General features: G+C 36.4%; 20 protein-coding genes and 1 pseudogene. 16 read left to right on the top strand and 5 right to left on the bottom strand.

The features are described from left to right. Positions 1 to 155 precede the first annotated feature (155 nt). On the bottom strand, positions 156 to 1,556 hold the full coding sequence (gene argH / locus CHB72_RS22780; protein ID WP_089285172.1) for an argininosuccinate lyase: 1,401 nt from the start codon (positions 1,554 to 1,556) through the stop codon (positions 156 to 158). Positions 1,557 to 1,859: 303 nt separating this feature from the next. Here argH and CHB72_RS22775 point away from each other — a divergent pair, with 303 nt between their 5' ends. From CHB72_RS22775 to CHB72_RS22740, 8 genes are all read left to right on the top strand, one after another. Then, positions 1,860 to 2,345 (top strand): dUTP diphosphatase, encoded by a 486-nt coding sequence (locus CHB72_RS22775; protein WP_089285171.1) that lies wholly within the window; start codon positions 1,860 to 1,862, stop codon positions 2,343 to 2,345. A gap of 128 nt (positions 2,346 to 2,473) precedes the next feature. Further along, complete coding sequence (locus tag CHB72_RS22770) at positions 2,474 to 3,190, top strand: FadR/GntR family transcriptional regulator (RefSeq protein WP_089285170.1); 717 nt, start codon at positions 2,474 to 2,476, stop codon at positions 3,188 to 3,190. Positions 3,191 to 3,483: 293 nt separating this feature from the next. Further along, entirely contained in the window at positions 3,484 to 3,837 is a 354-nt protein-coding gene (locus CHB72_RS22765; protein ID WP_330397115.1) for a CidA/LrgA family protein, read from the top strand. Next, positions 3,834 to 4,523, top strand: a complete 690-nt coding sequence (locus tag CHB72_RS22760; protein WP_089285169.1) for an LrgB family protein — start codon at positions 3,834 to 3,836, stop codon at positions 4,521 to 4,523. Before CHB72_RS22765 ends, CHB72_RS22760 begins: the two co-directional genes overlap by 4 nt. Positions 4,524 to 4,708: 185 nt before the next feature. After that, positions 4,709 to 5,983 (top strand): nickel-dependent lactate racemase, encoded by a 1,275-nt coding sequence (larA, locus tag CHB72_RS22755; RefSeq protein WP_089285168.1) that lies wholly within the window; start codon positions 4,709 to 4,711, stop codon positions 5,981 to 5,983. A gap of 37 nt (positions 5,984 to 6,020) precedes the next feature. Further along, complete coding sequence (locus CHB72_RS22750) at positions 6,021 to 6,809, top strand: electron transfer flavoprotein subunit beta/FixA family protein (RefSeq protein ID WP_089285167.1); 789 nt, start codon at positions 6,021 to 6,023, stop codon at positions 6,807 to 6,809. A 23-nt stretch (positions 6,810 to 6,832) separates the two neighbouring features. Continuing rightward, positions 6,833 to 8,047 carry an FAD-binding protein gene (locus CHB72_RS22745; protein ID WP_089285166.1) on the top strand — a complete coding sequence of 405 codons (1,215 nt, stop codon included), beginning with the start codon at positions 6,833 to 6,835 and terminating at the stop codon, positions 8,045 to 8,047. 22 nt (positions 8,048 to 8,069) lie between these two features. Continuing rightward, complete coding sequence (locus CHB72_RS22740; protein ID WP_089285165.1) at positions 8,070 to 9,467, top strand: FAD-binding oxidoreductase; 1,398 nt, start codon at positions 8,070 to 8,072, stop codon at positions 9,465 to 9,467. 464 nt (positions 9,468 to 9,931) lie between these two features. Here CHB72_RS22740 and lsrF read toward each other — a convergent pair whose 3' ends face one another. The 4 genes from lsrF to CHB72_RS22720 are packed head-to-tail and all read right to left on the bottom strand — an operon-like array spanning position 9,932 to position 13,777. Further along, a complete protein-coding gene (gene lsrF, locus CHB72_RS22735) occupies positions 9,932 to 10,816 on the bottom strand; it encodes a 3-hydroxy-5-phosphonooxypentane-2,4-dione thiolase (RefSeq protein ID WP_089285164.1) in 885 nt (294 codons plus the stop codon). 27 nt (positions 10,817 to 10,843) lie between these two features. Beyond that, on the bottom strand, positions 10,844 to 11,185 hold the full coding sequence (locus tag CHB72_RS22730; RefSeq protein ID WP_089285163.1) for a cupin domain-containing protein: 342 nt from the start codon (positions 11,183 to 11,185) through the stop codon (positions 10,844 to 10,846). A gap of 37 nt (positions 11,186 to 11,222) precedes the next feature. Then, positions 11,223 to 12,785, bottom strand: a complete 1,563-nt coding sequence (gene lsrK / locus CHB72_RS22725) for an autoinducer-2 kinase (protein ID WP_242975241.1) — start codon at positions 12,783 to 12,785, stop codon at positions 11,223 to 11,225. Between the two features lie 59 nt (positions 12,786 to 12,844). Beyond that, the gene (locus CHB72_RS22720; protein ID WP_242975240.1) at positions 12,845 to 13,777 is read right to left on the bottom strand and encodes a sugar-binding transcriptional regulator; all 933 of its coding nucleotides are present in this window, start codon (positions 13,775 to 13,777) and stop codon (positions 12,845 to 12,847) included. A 374-nt stretch (positions 13,778 to 14,151) separates the two neighbouring features. Between CHB72_RS22720 and CHB72_RS22715 the strand changes: the two genes are divergently transcribed. From CHB72_RS22715 to CHB72_RS22680, 8 genes and pseudogenes are all read left to right on the top strand, one after another. Further along, entirely contained in the window at positions 14,152 to 15,633 is a 1,482-nt protein-coding gene (locus CHB72_RS22715; RefSeq protein ID WP_089285160.1) for a sugar ABC transporter ATP-binding protein, read from the top strand. 47 nt (positions 15,634 to 15,680) lie between these two features. After that, positions 15,681 to 16,733 carry an ABC transporter permease gene (locus CHB72_RS22710; RefSeq protein ID WP_089285159.1) on the top strand — a complete coding sequence of 351 codons (1,053 nt, stop codon included), beginning with the start codon at positions 15,681 to 15,683 and terminating at the stop codon, positions 16,731 to 16,733. Then, positions 16,730 to 17,734: an ABC transporter permease gene (locus tag CHB72_RS22705; RefSeq protein WP_089285158.1), complete on the top strand. Its 1,005-nt coding sequence runs from the start codon at positions 16,730 to 16,732 to the stop codon at positions 17,732 to 17,734. Before CHB72_RS22710 ends, CHB72_RS22705 begins: the two co-directional genes overlap by 4 nt. Positions 17,735 to 17,813: 79 nt before the next feature. After that, complete coding sequence (lsrB, locus tag CHB72_RS22700) at positions 17,814 to 18,920, top strand: autoinducer 2 ABC transporter substrate-binding protein LsrB (RefSeq protein WP_089285157.1); 1,107 nt, start codon at positions 17,814 to 17,816, stop codon at positions 18,918 to 18,920. Between the two features lie 343 nt (positions 18,921 to 19,263). Next, positions 19,264 to 19,470 (top strand): annotated as a pseudogene (locus CHB72_RS22695) (hypothetical protein); the annotation flags it as partial. Further along, complete coding sequence (gene manA, locus CHB72_RS22690; RefSeq protein WP_242975239.1) at positions 19,467 to 20,420, top strand: mannose-6-phosphate isomerase, class I; 954 nt, start codon at positions 19,467 to 19,469, stop codon at positions 20,418 to 20,420. The pseudogene CHB72_RS22695 and the gene manA, both read left to right, overlap by 4 nt. 167 nt (positions 20,421 to 20,587) lie before the next feature. Continuing rightward, positions 20,588 to 20,938: a CidA/LrgA family protein gene (locus tag CHB72_RS22685; protein ID WP_089285155.1), complete on the top strand. Its 351-nt coding sequence runs from the start codon at positions 20,588 to 20,590 to the stop codon at positions 20,936 to 20,938. Continuing rightward, on the top strand, positions 20,935 to 21,624 hold the full coding sequence (locus CHB72_RS22680; protein WP_242975238.1) for an LrgB family protein: 690 nt from the start codon (positions 20,935 to 20,937) through the stop codon (positions 21,622 to 21,624). The genes CHB72_RS22685 and CHB72_RS22680 overlap by 4 nt, the downstream gene beginning before the upstream one ends. Positions 21,625 to 21,635: the final 11 nt, after the last annotated feature.

The raw sequence follows: 21,635 nt of genomic DNA, 5'->3' as shown, positions 1-21,635 counted from the left end.
CTCCGATTTTGTAAATATTCCTTAATACTTAAAAATACTTGCTTATTTATCATGAAACCCATGGAAAATACAATGGAATAATAATGCAATTTAGCTCGGTCTGTCGTCCCCCCTACACATATATTTATTTATAGAAGAGTACACATATATTAAAATTAAAGTTTTTTAAAAGATGCAATTAACTCTAAGCCTGCAGTTAATTGACGCTTCACTTCACTTCTGGCAGTACCTCCAAAGGTTTTTCTACGATCTACTGCCAGCTGAGGTGACAAGATGTCATACACATCTCTTCCAAAAGTAGGACAATAACTTTGCCACTCTTCTAGCGTTAAATCCTCAAGGTTTTTATGATGCTTGATGCAGAATTGAACAAGTCCCCCTACGATCTCATGAGTTTCTCTAAAGGGGATGCCCTTTGTAACCAAGTATTCCGCAACATCTGTCGCCAATAGAAAACCCTTGGTTAAATGAGGAGCAATATTTTCTTCCTTTATTGTAATACCTTCTATTAAAGGGGTTAGTACATCCAGTATCATATTGACGGTGTAGATGGTATGAAGAACAGGACGTTTATCCTCCTGTAAATCCCTATTATAGGTGAGGGGCAGGCCTTTTACATTAATCATTAAATCATAAAGACTGCTTAAAACTCCACTTGTCTTCCCTCTTGTCAACTCTAAAGCATCAGGATTTTTTTTGTTAGGCATCATGCTGGAGCCTGTACAAAAAGCATCAGGTGGTTCTATAAAATCAAACTCTGAAGTACACCATAGAATTAAATCTTCACTAAGACCGCTGGTATGTAAAACAAAGGTAGAGGCTGCAAATAGAAATTCTAAAAGATAATCTCTGTCGGATACAGTATCTAAACTATTTTCACTATTTATTGCAAAGCCTAATTCTTTTCTAGTAAATTCCCTATCTAGAGGAAGCGTAGACCCTGCTAGAGCACCTGCCCCTAAAGGATTTACATCCGTTGTATGATAGGCGTTCTTCAGTCTCTTTATATCTCGAGCAAACTTCCAAAAGTAAGCCATCCAATAATGTCCTAAAGAGATAGGTTGAGCATGCTGTAAATGGGTAAAACCAGGAACAATAATATCCACATCCTTTTCTGCTCTTTTTAAAAGCGTCTCTAGGAAAAACAACATTTTCTCTTCAATGATATTGATGGATTTCTTCATATACAATCTATAGTCTGTGGCAACCTGGTCATTTCTAGAGCGACCTGTATGTATTTTTGCCCCTAAAGGGCCTAGCTTTTCGATGAGTCTTGACTCTAGGTTCATATGAACGTCCTCTAGAGAAATTTTAGGTTGGAGAGAACCATTGTCCACTTCCTGCTCAATCTCCTCTAGAGCCTGTAAAATTTTCTCTAATTCCTGTTGATCTAAAATTCCGATGGAATGAAGCATCTTACCATGAGCTTTACTGCCTTGTAGGTCTTCTCTATAGAAATGCCAATCTACATCTAATGATTGACTATACTTTTGCATAATTTCTGCTGGGGAACTGGCAAAACGACCACTCCAAAGAGCTTTTTCTTTATGATCCATAAAATCCACCTCCAAAATGTATATTCATACTATATATTACATAAATATTAAAGTCAATAGGATAAAGTATTAAGAGATCTTATTTTTCTAATGTTCTTAGGTAATTATTCCTAATTAAAGGAAGGTATTATAGCGATGTTACAAGGATGTAATAGTTATTGTTCCCTAGAACCTTGGAAAAAAACAATAGAAACTTCCATTGGTAAAATGAATAATATTGCGATAGTTTTTTCTACGTAGTTATGCTACAATATTGAAAAAGCCAATTGTACATAACCTATGAAAAAAAGGGGAGGGATGATCATGAACATGCGGCAGTTATTTGACATTCAAAAGCAGCTGGATGAAACAATACTTAAGAATCATGAATTATATAATAAAGACTTAGCACCAGCTAAAATATTGGCTCTTGAAGTAGAACTAGGAGAACTGGCAAATGAAACGAGGTGCTTTAAGTTTTGGAGCAAGAAGGCATCTTCTCCTAAGAACGTTATCCTAGAGGAATATGTAGATTGTTTGCACTTTTTATTGAGTATAGGGTTAGATGAGGGATTTGATGATGCTCAGTTTCATATGAAAGAAAATCCTAGAGATTTAGTTCAACAATTTCAAGAAATTTTTAGAAAGAGTACAAATTTTTATCAGACTTTGAGAGAAGAAGATTATGTTGATTTATTTGAAGGTTTTTTATCTTTAGGAAGAAAACTTGGCTTTACATGGGAAGACATAGAAGCGGGCTACTTATTAAAAAATCAAATTAACCATCAGAGACAAGCAGAAGGTTATTAGAAAAGTGAAATATAGGACAGAAGGATATTTGTTTTTCATATCTTCTGTCCTATTCATTTCTTGATTATTGATTTTTATGCTGATACAATGAAAATAGTTAAAAATAGTATATGCGAAAGAGGAATCCTATGTTTAAACCAATAAAGAATACTAAGGTATATGAGCAAATCATACAACAAATTCAAAATATGATTATTGATGGAACATTAAAACAAGGAGATAAACTACCTTCTGAAAGGGACCTAGCAGAATCTTTAGAAGTAAGTAGACCTTCAGTTAGGGAAGCCTTAAGAGCATTAGAAATTATAGGGATTACCGAAGTAAAACAGGGTGAAGGAAGCTTTATAAAAGTCAATTTTGATAAGACTTTAATTGAACCCTTATCGGTTGTATTTATGTTAAATAAAGGAAAGCCCAGAGATATATTGGAGTTAAGAAATATTTTAGAAATCGAGACTGTTTCTTTGGCAGCACTAAGGATTAATGAAGAGGAAATTAAAGAGCTAGAAGAGGTAATAGGTCAATTAAGGAGCGCAGAAGAAGAATCCATCAGTGTTGTTGTGGATAAACAATTTCACTATAAAATAGCTCAAGCTTCAAGAAATGTATTAATACTAAATGTATTGAATGCCATATCTTCCCTCATGGATACCTTTATCAAGGAAGCCAGAGAAAAAATTCTCAGTAATAAAGAGAATAAAGAAATTTTGATTCAGCAACATGAAGAAATATATTCTGCTATAAAACATAGAGACCCAAAGAAGGCTTCTTTAGCAATGGCAAAGCACTTGCAATTGATCGAGGATGTTTTCATTAATGGGGAAGAAGAGAATGTCTTAAAATAGATAATATAATTTAGGATAGAGATGGCCTCAGACTGTTGAAAAACCTCCATCTTCTTCGTTGTTTCGAAAATCCAGCACCCTTACGTATTTCCCTATACGCTGCGGCCGCTGGATTTTGTTCGCTTTTCCAACAGCCTCAGCAAAAATATGTCCTTTTTCTTTAGCATTAACAGCAATTTTATGAATTTAAAAAAGTTTAGGGACAAAAAAAGAAACGATTGCATTTTTTTGAAAATTATGATATTATCTAAAAAGTGGTAAGACCACCATACCAAAAAGCAAAGGGGGAATTGATGTTGGTGCTTTTAAGACAATTTTGTGTGATTGTGGCCATTTGTTTTATAGGGGAATTTCTAAATAAGCTGTTTGGAATCCCTATTCCAGGAAATGTTCTTGGGATGGTACTGTTTTTAATTTTACTAATTACAGGAATAGTAAAACTAGAAATGGTTGACAAAATAGCTAAGTTTCTGTTGGATCATTTAGCCTTCTTTTTTATCCCAGCGGGAGTAAATCTTCTTACTAATCTAGATATGCTGCGAGGACAATGGATCACTATTATGAGTGTAATTGTTTTAACAACCATAAGTGTTATGGTAGTGACAGGATGGACGATACAATGGGCTAAGAGAAGGTGGTTAGTATGATAACATTATTAGATACACCCTATTTTGGCATTGTTATATCTATACTGTTTTTTGAAATAGGGCTATGGATTTGTAGAAAAACTAAGGTTACTGTGTTGCATCCTTTATTGATTAGCATACTTTCTATTATGATGATACTTGCTTTTTTCAATATAGACATAGGATATTATAAGAAGGGGGGAGACTTAATATCTTTTTTCCTAGGACCAGCTACTGTTATTTTAGCAGTCCCTCTTTATAGACAATTAGACTTACTAAAAGTTAATTTTGTGCCTATTATACTAGGGATCACTGTGGGATGTATTACTGCAGTAACCAGTGTTATTTTATTGACTAGAGCTTTTAAGCTTGATTCTGCAATTGCCGCATCTATGATTCCTAAGTCTGTTACAACACCCATAGGCTTAGAAATATCAGCGCAGATTGGTGGGATTCCTTCTATTACGGTGGGGGTTATTGTCATTACGGGAATCCTGGGGGCAGTGATTGGTCCAACTATATGCAATGTTTTTAGAATAAAGGACGAAGTGGCTATTGGTATTGCCATGGGAACAGCATCCCATGCAGTAGGCACTTCAAAAGCTATGGAAATGGGAGAAACCCAAGGAGCAATGAGTGGTTTAGCCATAGGAATAGCAGGACTTATAACCGTATTGCTGGTACCCTTACTTATGCATCTATTCTAGTAGATTTCATTGAAATTAAGTTGCACTTTATGTATGATTTATATAGATAATTTTCAGTGTAGACAATAAGTGAAACTCCTTGTAGTACATTTAGTACATTTTTTTAAAAAGAATGGTAAGACCACCATACCAATAAAATGCGTTTAGAAACAATCTAATATATTTTATTAAAAGGGGGAGATAGGATGGCAAAGATAAAAATACCCTATCATAAAGAATTTTGGGAAATAGAAGTAGAGGACAGGAATCTCATGGGAGTTTTAGAGTCAAAGGCCCATCATTTTAAACCAGATTTAAGTCAGGAGGAAATTGTAAAAAAGGCATTGGATCATCCTATAGGGAGCCTACCTATAGAAACGCTGGTGAAGGGAAAGAAGAATATGGTTATCATCACCAGTGATCATACCAGACCTGTACCAAGTAAAATCACTCTGCCTATACTTTTAGAAAGGATTAGGGGAGTAAACCCAACAATTGATATTAAAATATTGATTGCTACAGGCTTCCACAGACCTACAACACAAGAAGAGATGATCCATAAATTTGGCAAAGAAATTGTTGAAAATGAAAATATTATCAATCATATATCCCAAGATCAAGAAAATTTGGTGGAAGTAGGTATCTTACCTTCCGGAGGGAAACTGTGGTTAAATAGATTGGCTATGGAGACAGAATTGTTAATCGCAGAAGGATTTATTGAACCCCACTTTTTTGCTGGATTTTCAGGAGGAAGAAAAAGCATTTTGCCGGGAATTGCAGGGGCTCAGACGGTATTGGCAAATCATTGTTCTAAGTTCATAGCCAATGAATATGCAAGGACGGGAATACTTGAAGAAAATCCAATCCATAGAGATATGTTATATGCCGCTGAAAAAGCAAAATTGGCCTTCATATTAAATGTAGTTATTGATGCTGAAAAGAAAATCATCCATGCCTTCAGTGGAGACAGCCAATTGGCTCATGAAGAGGGCTGCAGCTTTGTCAAAAATCTCTCAAAGGTAAATAAAGTGAATGGAGATATTGTTATTACCTCCAATGGAGGATATCCACTAGATCAAAACATTTATCAATCGGTAAAGGGCATGACGGCAGCAGAGGCCTGTTGTAAAGATGGAGCAGTAATTATTATGATTGCAGCCTGCAATGATGGCCATGGAGGAGAATCCTTTTATGAAAATATGGCCCAAGCAGAAAGTCCGAAAGCGGTTTTAGAGAAGGTATTGAAAGTACCTATGGAAGAAACGGCACCAGATCAGTGGGAATTTCAAATACTGGCCCGTATTTTAAATGAATACAAGGTTATCATGGTGACGGATTTATGTAATCCTGAAATGATTAAAAATATGCATATGGAACATGCCTACAGCTTTGAGGAGGCTTTAGACAGGGCCTATCAAATAAAAGGAAGAGATGCCAAAATAACAGTAATTCCTGATGGTGTTTCTGTAATTATAGCATAAAAAGATAAGACCACTATACCGATAAAGGGGGATGAAAATGAATATTTTAGTTTGCATTAAACAGGTTCCAGGAACTACTACAGTGGAAGTAGACGAAAAAACGGGAGTATTAAAGCGGGATGGAATTGATAGCAAGATGAATCCCTATGATTTATATGCAGTAGAAACTGCTCTAAAGATAAGGGAAAAAGTTGGGGGAACAGTAAAAGTTATGACAATGGGGCCTCCTCAAGCTGGAGAAGTGATCCGTGAAGCTTTTATGATGGGGGTTGACGAAGGAATATTGCTTTCTGATAAAAAGTTTGCAGGAGCAGATGTATTAGCCACCTCCTATACCCTTTCTCAAGGAGTGAAAAAGACGGGGGGCTTTGATTTGATTATCTGTGGAAAACAAACCACCGATGGAGATACAGCCCAGGTTGGTCCAGAAATGGCAGAATATCTAGCAATACCCCATATAGCAAATGTCAAGAAAATAGTAGATATAAAAGCAGGAGATATAGTGGCAGAAATGGATATGTCTAATACTGTTGATCTTGTGGAGGTACAGCTACCTTGCTTAATTACTGTAGAAAAAGGAATTTTCCAACCTCGATTACCATCCTTTAGGAGAAAGCTAGCTACAAAAGATAAAGCAATTACTGTTTGGGGGTTAAAGGATTTTGAAAACCAAGATGAAAAACGGTATGGTCTCAATGGTTCTCCAACCCAAGTAGAAAAAATCTTTCCTCCTGATACCGATAGAAAACAGGAAATTTGGAGGGATACCAGTGAAATATTAGTACTGCAGATGTTTGATAAGTTAAAAGAATTAAAATTTATTTAATCAAATAGGTAGGGGGTATTAGGATGACGAAAATTGTTATTGATCAAAATAAAATTAAAAATATAGAAAAAACCATGAAGCTCTGTCCCTTCGGGGCCATTGAAAATAATGATGGACAAATAGAAATAAGTGCTGCCTGTAAAATGTGTAAAATTTGTGTAGAAAAAGGAGATAAAGGTGCTTTTCAATGGGTGGAGGAAAAGGTAGTAGGAGTAGATAAAGACCAGTGGAAAGGAATTGCTGTTTATGTTGATCATCAAGAAGGAGAAATACATCCTGTAACATTAGAACTTATAGGAAAGGCTAAAGAACTGGCGGCAAATTTGAATTATCCTGTTTATGCAGTATTTATAGGTCATGATGTAACTGAAAAGGCAAAGGAACTCTTGTACTATGGAGTGGAGGAAGTCTTCGTATATGATGAAGAACCATTAAAACACTTTAGAATAGAACCCTACACCGCTGCCTTTGAAGATTTTATCCATAAGAAAAAGCCCTCCATTGTACTGGTGGGAGCAACGACAATAGGTAGATCTTTAGCACCTAGAATGGCTGCTAGATTTCAAACAGGCTTAACAGCGGATTGTACCGTGTTAGATGTAAAGGAAAACTCTGATTTGGTTCAAATACGACCTGCCTTTGGTGGAAATATTATGGCAAAAATTATCACTACCAATCATCGACCACAGTTTGCCACTGTAAGGTATAAGGTAATGTCGGCAGCAGAAGCCAGCGAACAAGCAATAGGAAAAGTGACCAAATGTACTATTGATGAAGAAAAGCTAACTTCGAAGATAAAAGTGATGAAGGTAAAGCCTAAGGAAGTAGAAGAAGATATATCAGAGGCAGAGGTTATTGTAGTGGCCGGCAGAGGGGTAAAATCTCAAAAGGATTTGACCATGATTTATAGTTTGGCAGATAAGCTAAAGGCTCAGATAGCGGTTACAAGGCCTTTGATAGAAGCTGGATGGGGAGACCCTAGAAGACAAATTGGATTGAGTGGAAGGACTGTTAGACCTAAATTAATTATTACATGCGGAGTATCGGGCTCTGTACAGTTTGTGGCGGGAATGGGTAATTCTGAATGCATTTTTTCTATAAATAAAGATGAGAATGCACCTATCTTCAAAGTTGCCCACTATGGTATTGTAGGAGATATTTATGAGATAATACCGAAATTGATGGAAAAAATAGAAAATGGAAATATTAACATAGAAGGATTAAAGGCAATTGTATAGAAATGCCAAGGAGGGGAATAGAATGGCCTATAAAAAAATAAACAAAAAGGATGTTGAAATCCTAAGATCTATATGTGGTAATGATAGAGTGTTCTATGGAGACGAGATCAATGAGGATTTTGGTAGGGATGAGCTGGCAGAAATAAAACGTATGCCGGAGGTTTTGGTAGAACCTCAATGTACTAAAGAAGTTTCTAAAGTCATGAAATATGCCTATGAAAATAATATTCCCATAACCCCTAGAGGACAGGGAACTGGGCTAGTTGGAGGTTCTGTAGCCATTCATGGTGGCATTATGTTGAATATGAGTAAGATGAATAAAATTTTAGAGTTAGATGAAGAAAACTTGACTTTGACAGTAGAGCCAGGAGTTTTATTGATGGAGATAAGCAAATTTGTAGAGGAACATGATTTACTTTATCCTCCTGATCCAGGAGAAAAAAGTGCTACGATTGCTGGGAATATCAATACCAATGCAGGTGGTATGAGAGCTGTAAAGTATGGCGTTACTAGGGACTATGTAAGAGGGTTAGAGGTAGTACTTCCCAACGGAGAGATTATGGAAATCGGAGGGAAGGTTGTAAAAAACAGCTCTGGATATAGCTTTAAGGACTTAATTGTTGGCTCAGAGGGAACTTTAGGGGTGGTTACAAAGGCTATTTTACGATTAGTACCCCTGCCTAAAAAAACCCTCAGCTTATTAATACCCTTTAAAGATTTAGAAACAGCGATAGAAACTGTACCTAAAATTATAAAATCTAAGGCTATTCCCACAGCCATCGAGTTTATGGTAAGAGATACAATTATTGCAGCAGAAGAATTTTTAGGAAAGCAATTTCCTGACAATTCCTCCAGTGCCTACCTATTGCTAACCTTTGATGGCAATAGCAAGGAGGAAGTAGAAAGAGCCTATGAAACAGTAGCCCATATTTGCTTACAAGAGGGGGCGCTAGATGTATATATTTCTGAAACTCAAGAAAGGCAAGAAGCCATTTGGTCTGCTAGAGGAGCTTTTTTAGAAGCCATTAAAGCTTCTACTACTGAGATTGATGAATGTGATGTAGTGGTGCCAAGAAACAAGGTAGCTGAATTTATTAAATATACCGATGAACTTCAGCATCAATTTAATATTAGAATTAGGAGCTTTGGCCATGCTGGGGATGGTAACCTACACGTCTATATTTTAAGAGATGACTTATCAGAAGAAGAATGGAAAAACCAATTAAATGAAGTAATGGATTGTATGTACAAGAGAGCAAAAGAGTTAAGAGGCCAAGTTTCAGGAGAACATGGTATAGGTTTTGCTAAAAAGAACTTCTTAAATGATTCCTTAGGAGGCAGCTATCTTGAACTGATGAAGGGGATAAAGAGTGTGTTTGATCCTAAGAACATTTTAAATCCAGGGAAAGTGTGCCAATAAAGGTGTAGAAAATAGAAATATATACCAGCTTTTTAAGCAATGCTCTTAGTAGAAATTTTCTTAAATATTTTGATGAAACATGTTTTCTTCAAGCATTACTATGCTATTCCTAATCTGATCTTTTAAAACTTGCATAAGAAGGAACCTCTGTAAATATTGCGTATTTACAGAGGTTCCTTCTATTTATCCTTCGGTGTATTGCTAAGACTCCCGCTTCTTCTAGATGAAGAAACTAAGTGACCAACACAAAAGTTATAAATCTAACTTTTGGTTGTCTACTTAAAGCGGGAGATCAAGCACTACATCCTCGAAGTAAATTCGGCTACAATTCAGTGGGAGTAAAAACTCCCTCTGAATTAAGTCTCATTTTATAGCGATAAAGCATGTACTTCAAGAACAGAAGCATCCCATAGGATAAGCAAATTGACTTCAGAACTTATAGGGGGAGACAGGTTGAAGTCAATTTACTTTGCTTTTAATTCATTAAACATGTCAAAGGCTTCTTTATGATCTATACCCTCATGGACAATGGCGCGTACAGCTTGAACCATTGCAAGCGGGTCTTCGGATTGGAAGATGTTCCTTCCCATATCCACACCTGCTGCACCCATTAAAATGGAATTGGAACACATTTCAAGAGCATCTCTTTCTGGTATTTTTTTACCTCCTGCAATAACAATTGGAACAGGGCAGGAAGCGATAACACTGTCGAAGTCGTCGCAATAGTAACATTTCACAACTTGTGCACCAACTTCAGCAATAATTCGTGTGGAAAGTCTGAAATATTTTGCAGTTCTTTCCATTTCTTTCCCTACAGCAACGACACCCATGGTTGGAACACCATAAGCATTGCCGGTATTAATGACCTTTGAAAGATTATCAATAGATTCTTTTTGATGCGGTGCTCCTATAAATACTTGAGTAGCCATTAAATCTGCATTCATGCGAATAGCCTCAGCAATATCTACAGATATAATTTCATCACTTAAGTCATCGTTTAAAATTGAAGAACCTGACGATACGCGAAGGGCAATGGCTTTGTTACCAGTTAAAGCAGGATCGATGCAGCTCATCATTCCACCTCGAGTACCCATGAAGCAATCAATATGATCCACAAGTGGTGGGATATTTAAATCTAATCTTTCTAAGCCAGAAGTTGGTCCTAAGAAATATCCATGATCAAATGCAAGCATTAAGGATTTTCCTGTTTTAGGATTAAAAATTTTATTAAGTCGTGACTTCATCCCCCAACTATAATGATTACCACCCTTTACATAAAAGCCTTTTGTTTCTTGCGGTATGCCAATACCAAACTCTTTTGATTCTAAAATTCCATCCTTATCGGCCATTTTTTTACCTCCTTCTTATTTACATTGTTAGTCCTCCACAACATATTTATCCTGTTCTTGAAATGGTGCCAGCATAAATACTGCTTTTGCAATCTTGCTTCCAGTATTTTTAATATAATGACTGTCTCCGGGTTCGGCTGTAATGAGATCACCTTCAACACATTTTACTAACTCGTTATTGATATAAAAATCAAGTTCACCCTCGACAATCAAAAAGCTTTCTTCCATAACTTGATGATAGTGACAAGCAAAATCCTGACCGGGATTAAATACCACGACCCCTGCGCTTAAGAAAGGTCCTTTTCTTAAGTATTTTGGTCCGCTATCTCCAAAACGATATTCTTTTTCTGATTCATTTACTTTTACCATGATTTCACCTCATTTTATTTAGATTTGACTTGTATAGCTATACTCCTGGAGCTCTCCACATATGATTCAATAGTCCATTATCGCTATTTTTGATTTGGGCTTCGGATAATTGCTTCCAACTCTTAAAAATTGATTCATAGAGAACGTGATTGTTTTCGTTAGGAATGTAAACCTGCTCAATCTTTACATATTTTTCAGCTGCAGTTTCTAGATTGGGCAATAAACCGATTCCAACAGCAGCGCAGAAAGCTGCCCCCAAGGCTGTAGATTCTTTTACCACAGGCACTTTTATTGATACACCCAAGACATCGGCAATAATTTGACACCAGAGTGAACTGTTTGAAGCCCCTGAAGCAAGGGTGATCACATCAGGAAAATCACCCATGAGATCTTCGATGATTTTTTTATGACCTAAGGTAACTAGAGCAGCATTTTCTAAAATTGCTCTATAAAAGGTTGCTTTATTATATTTTTCGGGATCAATGCCAAAGTTGGTAAAACAAGGAGAAGGATGTTTCCATGCTTTATAGTCCATAATACTAGAGAAGGAACAAAGAAGTCCATTTGAACCTACAGGAACATTTTCAGCTTCTCTATTAAGGATAGTATAAGGACTTTCCCCAGTTTTTTTAGCCAGTTCCACCTCATGTTGACAAAACCCATCTCTAAACCATCTTAGGACGAGGCCAGGATAAAAAGCGATGAGTTCCTGCTGCCATAGTTTTGGGGTAGCATGACAGTTCACTCTTATTCGACCCTTCTTGTCAACGTTTGGTGATGCGGTATTATATTCCAACTGCCAAAAGCTTCCTCCAAAGAGGGCGCCCTGCCCTTCTTTTACTACACCAACACCGACACATCCCATTTGTACATCGCCACCACCAACTACGACGATGCATTCCTGGTTTAAACCCGTCAACTCAGCGATTTCTTTTGTGACTTTTCCTAATGCTGTGCCACTTTCATATATAGGAGGATAAATGTCCTCTTTAAGACTGCACTGCTTTATAATGGATATATCCCAGTCTCTTTTATTGATATCCAGCATACCAGTGGTAGACCCATTGGAAGGTTCCATGGATAATATGCCTGTTAAGCGGCAGCCAATCCAGTCATTGAGCATGGTGATGGTCTTAGTATTGTTATAAACCTCCGGAAGATTATTTTTTACCCATAGAAGCCTGGGAATGGCTCCTAAAGCAAAGGTTTGCCCTGATAGAGCGTATATATCTTCTTCAATATGCTCTGAAATCTCTTTGAGTTGAGAAACTTCTTTAAAAGCTCTGGCGTCTACATTAGAAACAGCCCATATTTCTTTACCATTCTCATCATATAGAACAAACGCTTCTCTCATACTAGTTGTAGATATGGCTAAAATATCTTTTCCGTCAATACCTGATTTCTCTATGGCTTCCTTTATGGTATCAAGCATTAACTTGCAGTTGATTTCAACATTAAAATCAATAGCGCCTTCATATTCCGGATCTGACTTATGGGTCCATTCCCTCTGAGCGACGACAACTTGATTGAATTCTTCATCAAAAATAATTGAACGTACACTTCCAGTGCCAGCATCTACCGCCATAACATATTTTTTCACTATTCCACCTTCTTTTTCATTATTTTTCTAAAAAGATTTTTAAATGTGAAAAGAAATTATTATTCATTTTTAAATGAGATTAAACTTTTAGCCGTATCTTCGTCTGTAATTAAAACATCAATGTACCCTCCGATAAGAGCGGAATAAATAGCTTGAACTTTTTCCCTTCCTCCGGCCACGCCGATGGTTTTGTGTGAAGTCTTTAAAGTATCCAGTTTTATGCTAATTAGCTTTTTATGTAAATTTGCTTGAACAACATTCCCGTTTTTGTCATAAAATTGACTTAAGATATCACCAACGGCACCTTGCATTTGCAGTAAAGTGAGATCATTTTCGCTGGCAATACCGTACTTAAATATGGTTGCAGTGTCAGAAACAGAACCAATTCCCACAATGGACATATGGGATAGCTCTGACATATTCATGACATCTTGAACACTTTTCTCCTGTAATAATATATTAGCCACTTCTTCCGAAGAAACCAGCAAAGGAGCTGGAAGAATATGAATGTTTGGAGTAATACTGGTTGTAGATCTGTTAGCCGTTCCTGCAACAATAGCAGAGGTGTAATAAGAAACCCCTCCAGATAAGGTTACTAAGGAAGTGGGCTTTTCTAAGGAATAGATTAAGTGATTGATTGTACGAGATACCGTATCTCCGTAGCCAATATTAATGAAGGCATTGGCTTCAATCTTATCTTCGATATATTGGGCAGCACCCTTGGCAATGTTGTCGTTAACATGATTAGGTGTAGATGGAACCACAAATACATCCTCTAGATGGAAATTTTTCATTAAATCATGTTCCAAATCAAGTATAGCTTTTGCATCGGGATTAATTTTAAACTTAATGACACCATCACTCTTTGCTTGATTTAAAAGTCTTACGACACGCATTCTAGAAATTCCGAGATGCTCTGCAATTTCCTGCTGAGTCATATTATCAGCATAATAGAACCAGGTTACTTTATAAATTAGATTATCTTCGTACATGATTTCACTCCTTATGATTGCAAATAATCGTACAATGTTATGCTGTTCGACAAAACAAATGTTTTTATTGCGATAATTTGTTATTATAAAAATATTATATCAATGCTTTTGTGTAGTGTCAATAGAACGTTTAAATATTTTAAATACTAGAAAAATATTGACAATTAATGCATAGATGGATTATTATGTAAGTAACACGTTATTAACAAATAATTTAATCGTGTTCATTTGTTCAATAAAACAAGATTAATGACTCGTTAGTAAAGAGAGCTTTAAAAATAACGCTCTCTACATAGTGGGTTGACAAACTGGCTATTTGATGAGTAATAAGAGAAATTAACACTAAAAAACCATAAAGTTGGGGGTATGATCAAATGAGTGAAAAAAAATCTCTTATTAAATTGAAGGAGATTTACAAATCATTCGATGATAACGAGGTACTTAAGGGGGTTTCCCTTGAACTATCTGAAGGAGAAATCGTCGCTATTATTGGAGGTAATGGTGCTGGAAAAAGCACATTGATGAAGATTATAATGGGCATCTATCCCCTTGATAGAGGTGAAATTTACATAGGAAATGAAAACGTTCGCATGAATTCCACTTCGATCGCCCTTGAAAAGGGAATTTATTTGGTACCTCAGGAGCCACTTCTTTTTCCTAATATGACGGTTGAAGAAAATGTTTTAATTGGATTTAGCCAAAATAAAACGTTGCTAAGGGAAAAACTCAGAAAATTGATTGATCACCTAGGGTGGGATATTTGCCTAACTCGCAAGGCAGCCACTCTTTCCATTGCGGAGCAGCAGTTAGTTGAGATTCTTAGAGGTTTGTTACGGGAAGCAAAGATTTTGATCCTCGATGAACCTACGTCTACACTTACCTTTAATGAGATAGAATCCTTCTTTAACTTGATGAAGGATCTCCAGACAAAAGGTATTGGGATGCTATATATTACTCATCGGTTAACAGAGGTTTTTGAGATTGCCACAGATGTGGTTATTCTTAGAGATGGAGGAATTACGGTGAATGGACCTGTTGCCAATTTTACAAAAAAAATGCTTATTAAAGGGTTAATGCCAGACAATGTAGAGCATGAAGAGACGAAATTTGATAGTGAAAAAACAGATTATCATAAGGATCCGGTATTAAAGTTAGAATCTTTATCGGGCTATGGATTTAATAATGTCTCCTTTTCTGTTTATGCAGGTGAGATTTTAGGTCTTGCTGGCGTAGTGGGATCAGGAAGAACGGAATTAGCTGAAGCCATATTCGGAATAGGAGAAATTACTGGAGGAGATGTTTTGCTGAAGGGTAGCAGCATAAAGAACTATAACACTAAGGAAATTGTCAATATGGGATTGAACTATGTCCCAGAAGATAGACATCTTAATGGAATTTTTGATATTGCTGATGTAAAGCTTAACACAACATCGTCTATCTTGAGTCAAATCAGTAAGTTCTTTCTTAATCGAAAAAAAGAACAAAAAATTACTCAAAAGTATATAGATGATTTTAGAATTAAAGTAACAGGACAAGATCAATTGCTAAAATCATTGTCTGGAGGAAATCAGCAAAAAGTAGTTATTGGAAGAACACTTTCGTCAAATCCTCAGGTAATCATATTAGATGAGCCTACACGGGGTATCGATGCAGGAGCAAGAGGAGATGTGTATAAGATTATTCAAGAACTTAAAAAACTTGGATTGGCAATATTGTTAATTTCATCTGACTTTGAAGAAATTCATGAGCTTGCAGATCGTGCGCAGGTCATGTATCACGGAACCAATAGAATAGAGCTGTCTAAGGAGGAAATTTCAATGGATACATTGACTCAAGCGGCATTTGGTGTGCAATAGTTCATATAGAAAAATAGATTTATTAAGGGAAGGTGATTAAAAGGATCATGACTATTATAAAGAAACTATTCGAAAAAAGAGAGATTACTGCGTTAATGTTTTTAATCTTTCTCTTCTTAGGAGTAAGCTTGAGAAATCCTGATTTTATAAATGCTCAAAGTATATCCACAGTATTGAAAGGCAGTGTATTATATATTTTTTTAGCGGTGGGAATGACATTTGTTTTACTTACTGGTGGTATAGATGTTTCTGTTGGAGCAATTCTCGGTATATCAGCGGCCATATCTGCAACCATGATTAGAGATGGATCAAGTGTGATTTTGTCGGTGGCGTTAGCCATTACTATCGGATTGATCATTGGGCTTATCAACGGTATAGGTGTTGCTGTTGTAAAAGTTCCACCTATTATCATGACATTAGGAACCTTGGGCATCATTAGAGGGATTATGATTATTTATACTAATGGAAGATGGGTAGAAAATCTACCAGATTCATTTAAAATGGCATCTCAAGCAAGTTTTGGGCCATTAAATGTCTATTTCCTACTGGCAGTTATAACAGTTATCTTGGTTCAGCTATATTTCAGCAAGACAAAAAAGGGTAAATATTTTGCTGCTATTGGAGACAATATAGAGGGATCGGTATTGGTTGGAATACCTGTTAATAAAATGATTATCATAGCTTATGCAATTTCGGGATTGTGTGCATCAATTGCGGGTGTTATTTTCACGTCACAGGTGGGTTTTGTAACAAGTAATACTGGACTTGACATTGAAATGGTGGCTATTGCAGCTTGCGTGCTTGGAGGTGTTAGTCTTAGTGGTGGCATAGGGTCTGTTGTTGGGGCAAGCATTGGAGCTATCATTATGACTGCTATTAATTCAGCGTTAATTTTTTTAAAGGTTCCATCGTTTTGGAATAAATTCATTCAAGGTTTGTTGCTGATTATTATTGTTGTATCAGATGTTATGATTCACAAGTGCTTTCAAGAGAAGGCGAGAAAGCAAAGACTTTCAGCTAGGTCGGAATCTACTAAAGATACCGTTATAGAGAATGACTTACCAGAGGAATCAATTTTCTTAGGAGGTAACGAGCAATGAATAGATTGAAGGAACTCAAAGGAAAATGGGAACTATCATTGGTTTTATTCTTAATTATAGAAGTTCTAATATTTGGAATGATTAATCCAAGATTTTTTAAAATTAATGTACTAATGAATAGTGCAAATGATTTTGTTACAGTAGCAATTATCGCCTTGTTTATGAGTTTGGTAATTATTGTTGGTGGCATTGACATCTCAATGGGATCTGTTGTAGGGCTGACCTCTGTTGTAATGGGATTGTTATGGCAGGAGCTGGGGTTAAACATTTGGATAGCACTAAGTATTGCTATTGCTGTAGGTGCCCTATGTGGTGCGTTTAATGGTTATTTAGTGGCCTATATTGGTGTGCAAGCCATGGTAGCAACTCTTGGCACAAGCTTCCTATATGCAGGGATGTCTTTGGTAATCATTGGATTTTCAGGAATTAGTGCAGCGGAGGGTATTACAGGTTTTCCTGATAGCTTTAGGGCATTGGGGCATGGAAAGCCGTTCGGAATTCCCAGTTCATTGATAATTTTTAGTACATTAATCCTAATTGCTTATATCATCTTACATAAAACAACTTATGGTAGAAGAATTTTTCTTACGGGAATCAATAGGGAAGCGGCAGAATTTTCTGGAATTAAAACAAAATTAGTTATTTTGAGTACCCATGTGCTGGTAGGTGTTGCTGCAGCAATTTCTGGGATGTATATCACTTCTTATCTGAGTTCTTCACGTGCGGATCATGGAGCAACGCTTACCTTATCGGTGATTACGGCGGTGGTTTTGGGTGGAACAGCAATAACGGGAGGGCAAGGATCGATTATAGGGACGGCACTAGCTAGTGTTATTATCGGATTAATGACCTTAGGACTACAAATGTCAGGTCTGTCGACCCGATATGTGGGTATTGGAATAGGGATATTGCTTGTGGTTTCTGTAGCTATTAAGAGCTCGTTAGGTGAAGGGAATCTTTTTTCTAATATAAAGCGAAAACTTCAGTTGGGTAATGGCTAAGCCGTAGGGAAGTATTGAAATGAGGAATATAATTAGCTAACTGGCTAATTAATATAAAAATAAAGGGGGATAAAATATCATGAAGAAAAAATATTTGCCATTGCTATTGGTAACGCTTATGATTTTTACTATGCTGTCAGGTTGTGCGAAGGATAATAGTGTGGGGTCTGATAATGTTGAGGTAAATACAGAAGATGCTACAAAGGCTAAGTTGTTAGACCCTTCAGATGTTTCGGTTGTTTTTATTCCAAAGCTAACAGGCAATATGTTCTTTGAATCGGCAAATGTAGGGGCACAAGCTATCGCACAAAAAGTTGGGTTTGAATGTAAATATGACGGTACAACAAATGCTACTGTAGCTGATCAAGTTCAAGTAATCAATAGTGCGGTAAATCAAGGTTATAGTGCTGTTGCAGTATCATCCAATTCTCCTGATGGATTGAATGAAGCGCTTAAATCTGCCGCCGATGCTGGTATTAAGGTTGTTACGTGGGATTCAGATGTTAACCCTGAGTATCGTTCTCTTATGGTAAGTCAAGGAACACCAGAACAATTAGGTAGAATGCTAGTTGATATGGTGGCAGAGCAGATTGACGATGCCCATAATGCAGAAATCAATTTCGCATTTTTCTATTCTAGTCCAACGGTAACTGACCAAAACTCATGGGTAGATGCTGCCAAAGCATATGTGGCTTCGGATTTCCCTAAATGGAATCTTGTGACTACTGAATACGGAGAATCTGATGCCCAAAAATCTATTCAAGTTGGTGAATCTATTCTTAATACTTATAAAGATATTGATGCAATTATTTGTCCAGACTCCACTGCGTTACCAGGTATGGCGCAAGCTGCAAAAAATCTTGGTAAAAATGCTGATGATGTTATCATAACAGGATTTGCAACCCCTAGCTCAATGAGAGATTTTATTAAAGATGGTACTTTAAAACAATTTGGTCTATGGGATTGTGAAGTTCAAGGTGCAATGGGTGCGTACATTGCTTATTGGCTAGCTGTAGGTAACGAGTTTGTTGTTGGCGATAAAATTGACATCCCTACAATTGGAACGGTAGAAATTATGCCAAACTCTGTTTTGGGATATGATTATTTAGCAAATGATTCAGGAATTGTTTTAATGCCAGAAAGAACTGTATTTGATATCGAAAATATTGATGATTACAATTTCTAATAATCCAAAGACAATATAATGAAAAAGAATTTTTAACTAAAGGGGCTGTCTCTAAATGATTCAATCAATCATTGAAAAAGGCAGCTCTTTTTGATAGTTAGAAAAACCTTGCGCTTAGCATGCTTAAATGATACTTTTGAAATAAGATATAAAAATATAATTAGATGATATAATAAACTTCACTAAATAGTTTGACAATATTGGATAAGGATGCAAATGCCTATGCTATGGCAGAAAAATACTGGATTGGAATTGACTTGGGGGGTACTTGTGTACGTGTTGGCCTTTTGAATGATGATGGAGTAATTTTGAACGAGATGAAGGGGTATACAGAGGTGCACAGGGATTGGCGTCTATAGCCCATGTTGTTGATCCCCATACATTTGTGCTTGGAGGAGGAGTTGCCCTTTCGGCACCTAAGTTTATAGATAAAATTAAGGATAAATTTGATACATATATTTACGAAGTAATGCGAGGGAAAATTAGAATTGAGCCAGCTAGCTTAGCTGATCCTGGTATTGTCAGTGCTATGTTGATGGCCAAGAATTGATCGGAGATGAAGTAATCTTGAAAGAAATATTGTTTTTTAAACCAATTTTTAAAGAAAAAATATGGGGTGGACAGAAACTGAAAACAGAGTTTGATTTCAACATTCCATCTAATCGTACGGGGGAATGTTGGTTAATAAGTGGACATATCGAAGGAAGTACTGAGGTGAAGAATGGAACATTTAAAGGAGAAACGCTACAATCTCTTATGAAAAACAGCAAAGAAGTTTTAGGAGAAATTAGCGGAGATGAGTTCCCCCTACTCATAAAGATTATTGATGCATGTGATGATTTGAGTGTACAGGTCCACCCTAATAATGACGATGCTTCAAAAATTTCTCCTAATCTCTATGGTAAATCAGAGTGCTGGTATGTATTAGATTGTGATGAGGGGGCTGAGATTGTTTATGGACATAAAGCTTTGACAAAAGATGAGTTGTCAGAAAAAATTTATTCTGGCAAATGGAATGAATTATTATGTAAAAAGCCCATCCAAAAGGGAGATTTTATATATGTGCCTGCTGGGACTGTCCATGCATTGAAAAAGGGAACTTTAATTCTTGAAATTCAGCAATCATCGGATATAACCTACAGGCTGTATGATTACGATAGACTAGAAGAAGGCAAAGCTAGAGAATTACATTTGGCAGAATCCATTGAAGTTATTTCTGTTCCCCATAGGGAAGCAATAGCAAAAACAGAAATAGTGAAGGAAGAGACTATTACCAAAATAGTACTAGTTGAAACTCAAGACTTTTCAGTATATAAATACATTATTGAGGGAGAAGCCAAATTATATCAAGATAGACCGTTTCTAATTGTAGGCGTTGTTGAAGGAGAAGGTACAGTTGACCATCAACCTATTAGAAAAGGAGATTATTTTTTACTTCCCTATGGGTATGGTGACTTTATATTGCGAGGACATATGACGGTTATTGTGTCAACAAAATAGATAAAACGAAGCTTAATTGACATAGGAATAGACCTATGCTGAATTAAGTTTCTTTTTTTATGTCTACTCACCAAGATTGATTCTTGGTAAAGTTATTGTTAAAATGAGATAACGGATAGGAACAATGGATGTGCAGCAAATAGTATAAACATAGAGGAGGAAATATTTTGCCATTATTAAAGCAATTAGGAATTATTGTTGGCATTTGCCTTGCGGGAGAATTGTTGAATAAGATTTTGGGAATTCCTGTACCTGGAAATGTTATAGGGATGATCATATTATTAATTTTACTAATTACAGGCATCATTAAACTAGAAATGATTGAAAAAATATCTAAATTTTTATTAGATCATTTGGCCTTCTTTTTTGTGCCAGCGGCGGCAAATATTTTAAATAATTTACAGTTAATTCAAAGCCAATGGCTGCCTATTATGGGAGTTATACTTATATCGACAGTAGTTGTAATGACAGTAACTGGACTAACGGTGGAATTCTTAATTAGGAGATGGTCAGTTTGATAGATTTTTTGGATACACCTTACTTTGGAATTTTATTATCAATTATTTTTTTTCAGCTAGGATTATTGATTTATAAGAAAACGAAAATATCAATGTTAAATCCTCTGTTGATCGCAATTGGCGGAGTGATTGTTTTTTTATTGGCTTTCAATATTGATGTCAGTCATTATAGTAAAGGAGGAGATCTTATATTATTTTTCTTAGGGCCAGCCACGGTGATCTTAGCAGTTCCTTTGTATAAGAACTTACCTTTACTGAAGGCCCATCTAGCACCAATTCTAATAGGTGTTGCAGCAGGATGTATGAGTGCCATCGCTAGCATTGTATTATTGACAAGAGCCTTTGGGATTAATGGCGCAATAGCAGCTTCTCTAATTCCTAAGTCGGTAACAACACCCATAGGAATAGAAGTTTCTACCCAACTAGGGGGGATACCAGGGATTACGGTGGCGGCCATTGTCGTAACTGGTATTTTTGGTGCAGTTATAGCCCCTACCCTTTGTAGGCTATTGAAGATAAAAAATTCTGTTGCCATTGGTATAGCCATTGGAACAGCCTCTCATGCCGGGGGCACCACCAGAGCTATTGAGTTGGGGGAAACAGAAGGAGCAATGAGTGGACTTGCTATTGGTATAGCAGGTCTGATTACTGTATTGTTGGTACCGATTATTATATATATCATGTAGTACAATAAAAA

It is taken from the genome of Anaerovirgula multivorans (genome assembly GCF_900188145.1).
Classification (GTDB): Bacteria; Bacillota; Clostridia; order Peptostreptococcales; family Natronincolaceae; genus Anaerovirgula; species Anaerovirgula multivorans.
The sequence above is the reverse complement of the archived record's forward strand: the minus strand, read 5'-3'. Positions and strand labels throughout refer to the sequence as shown.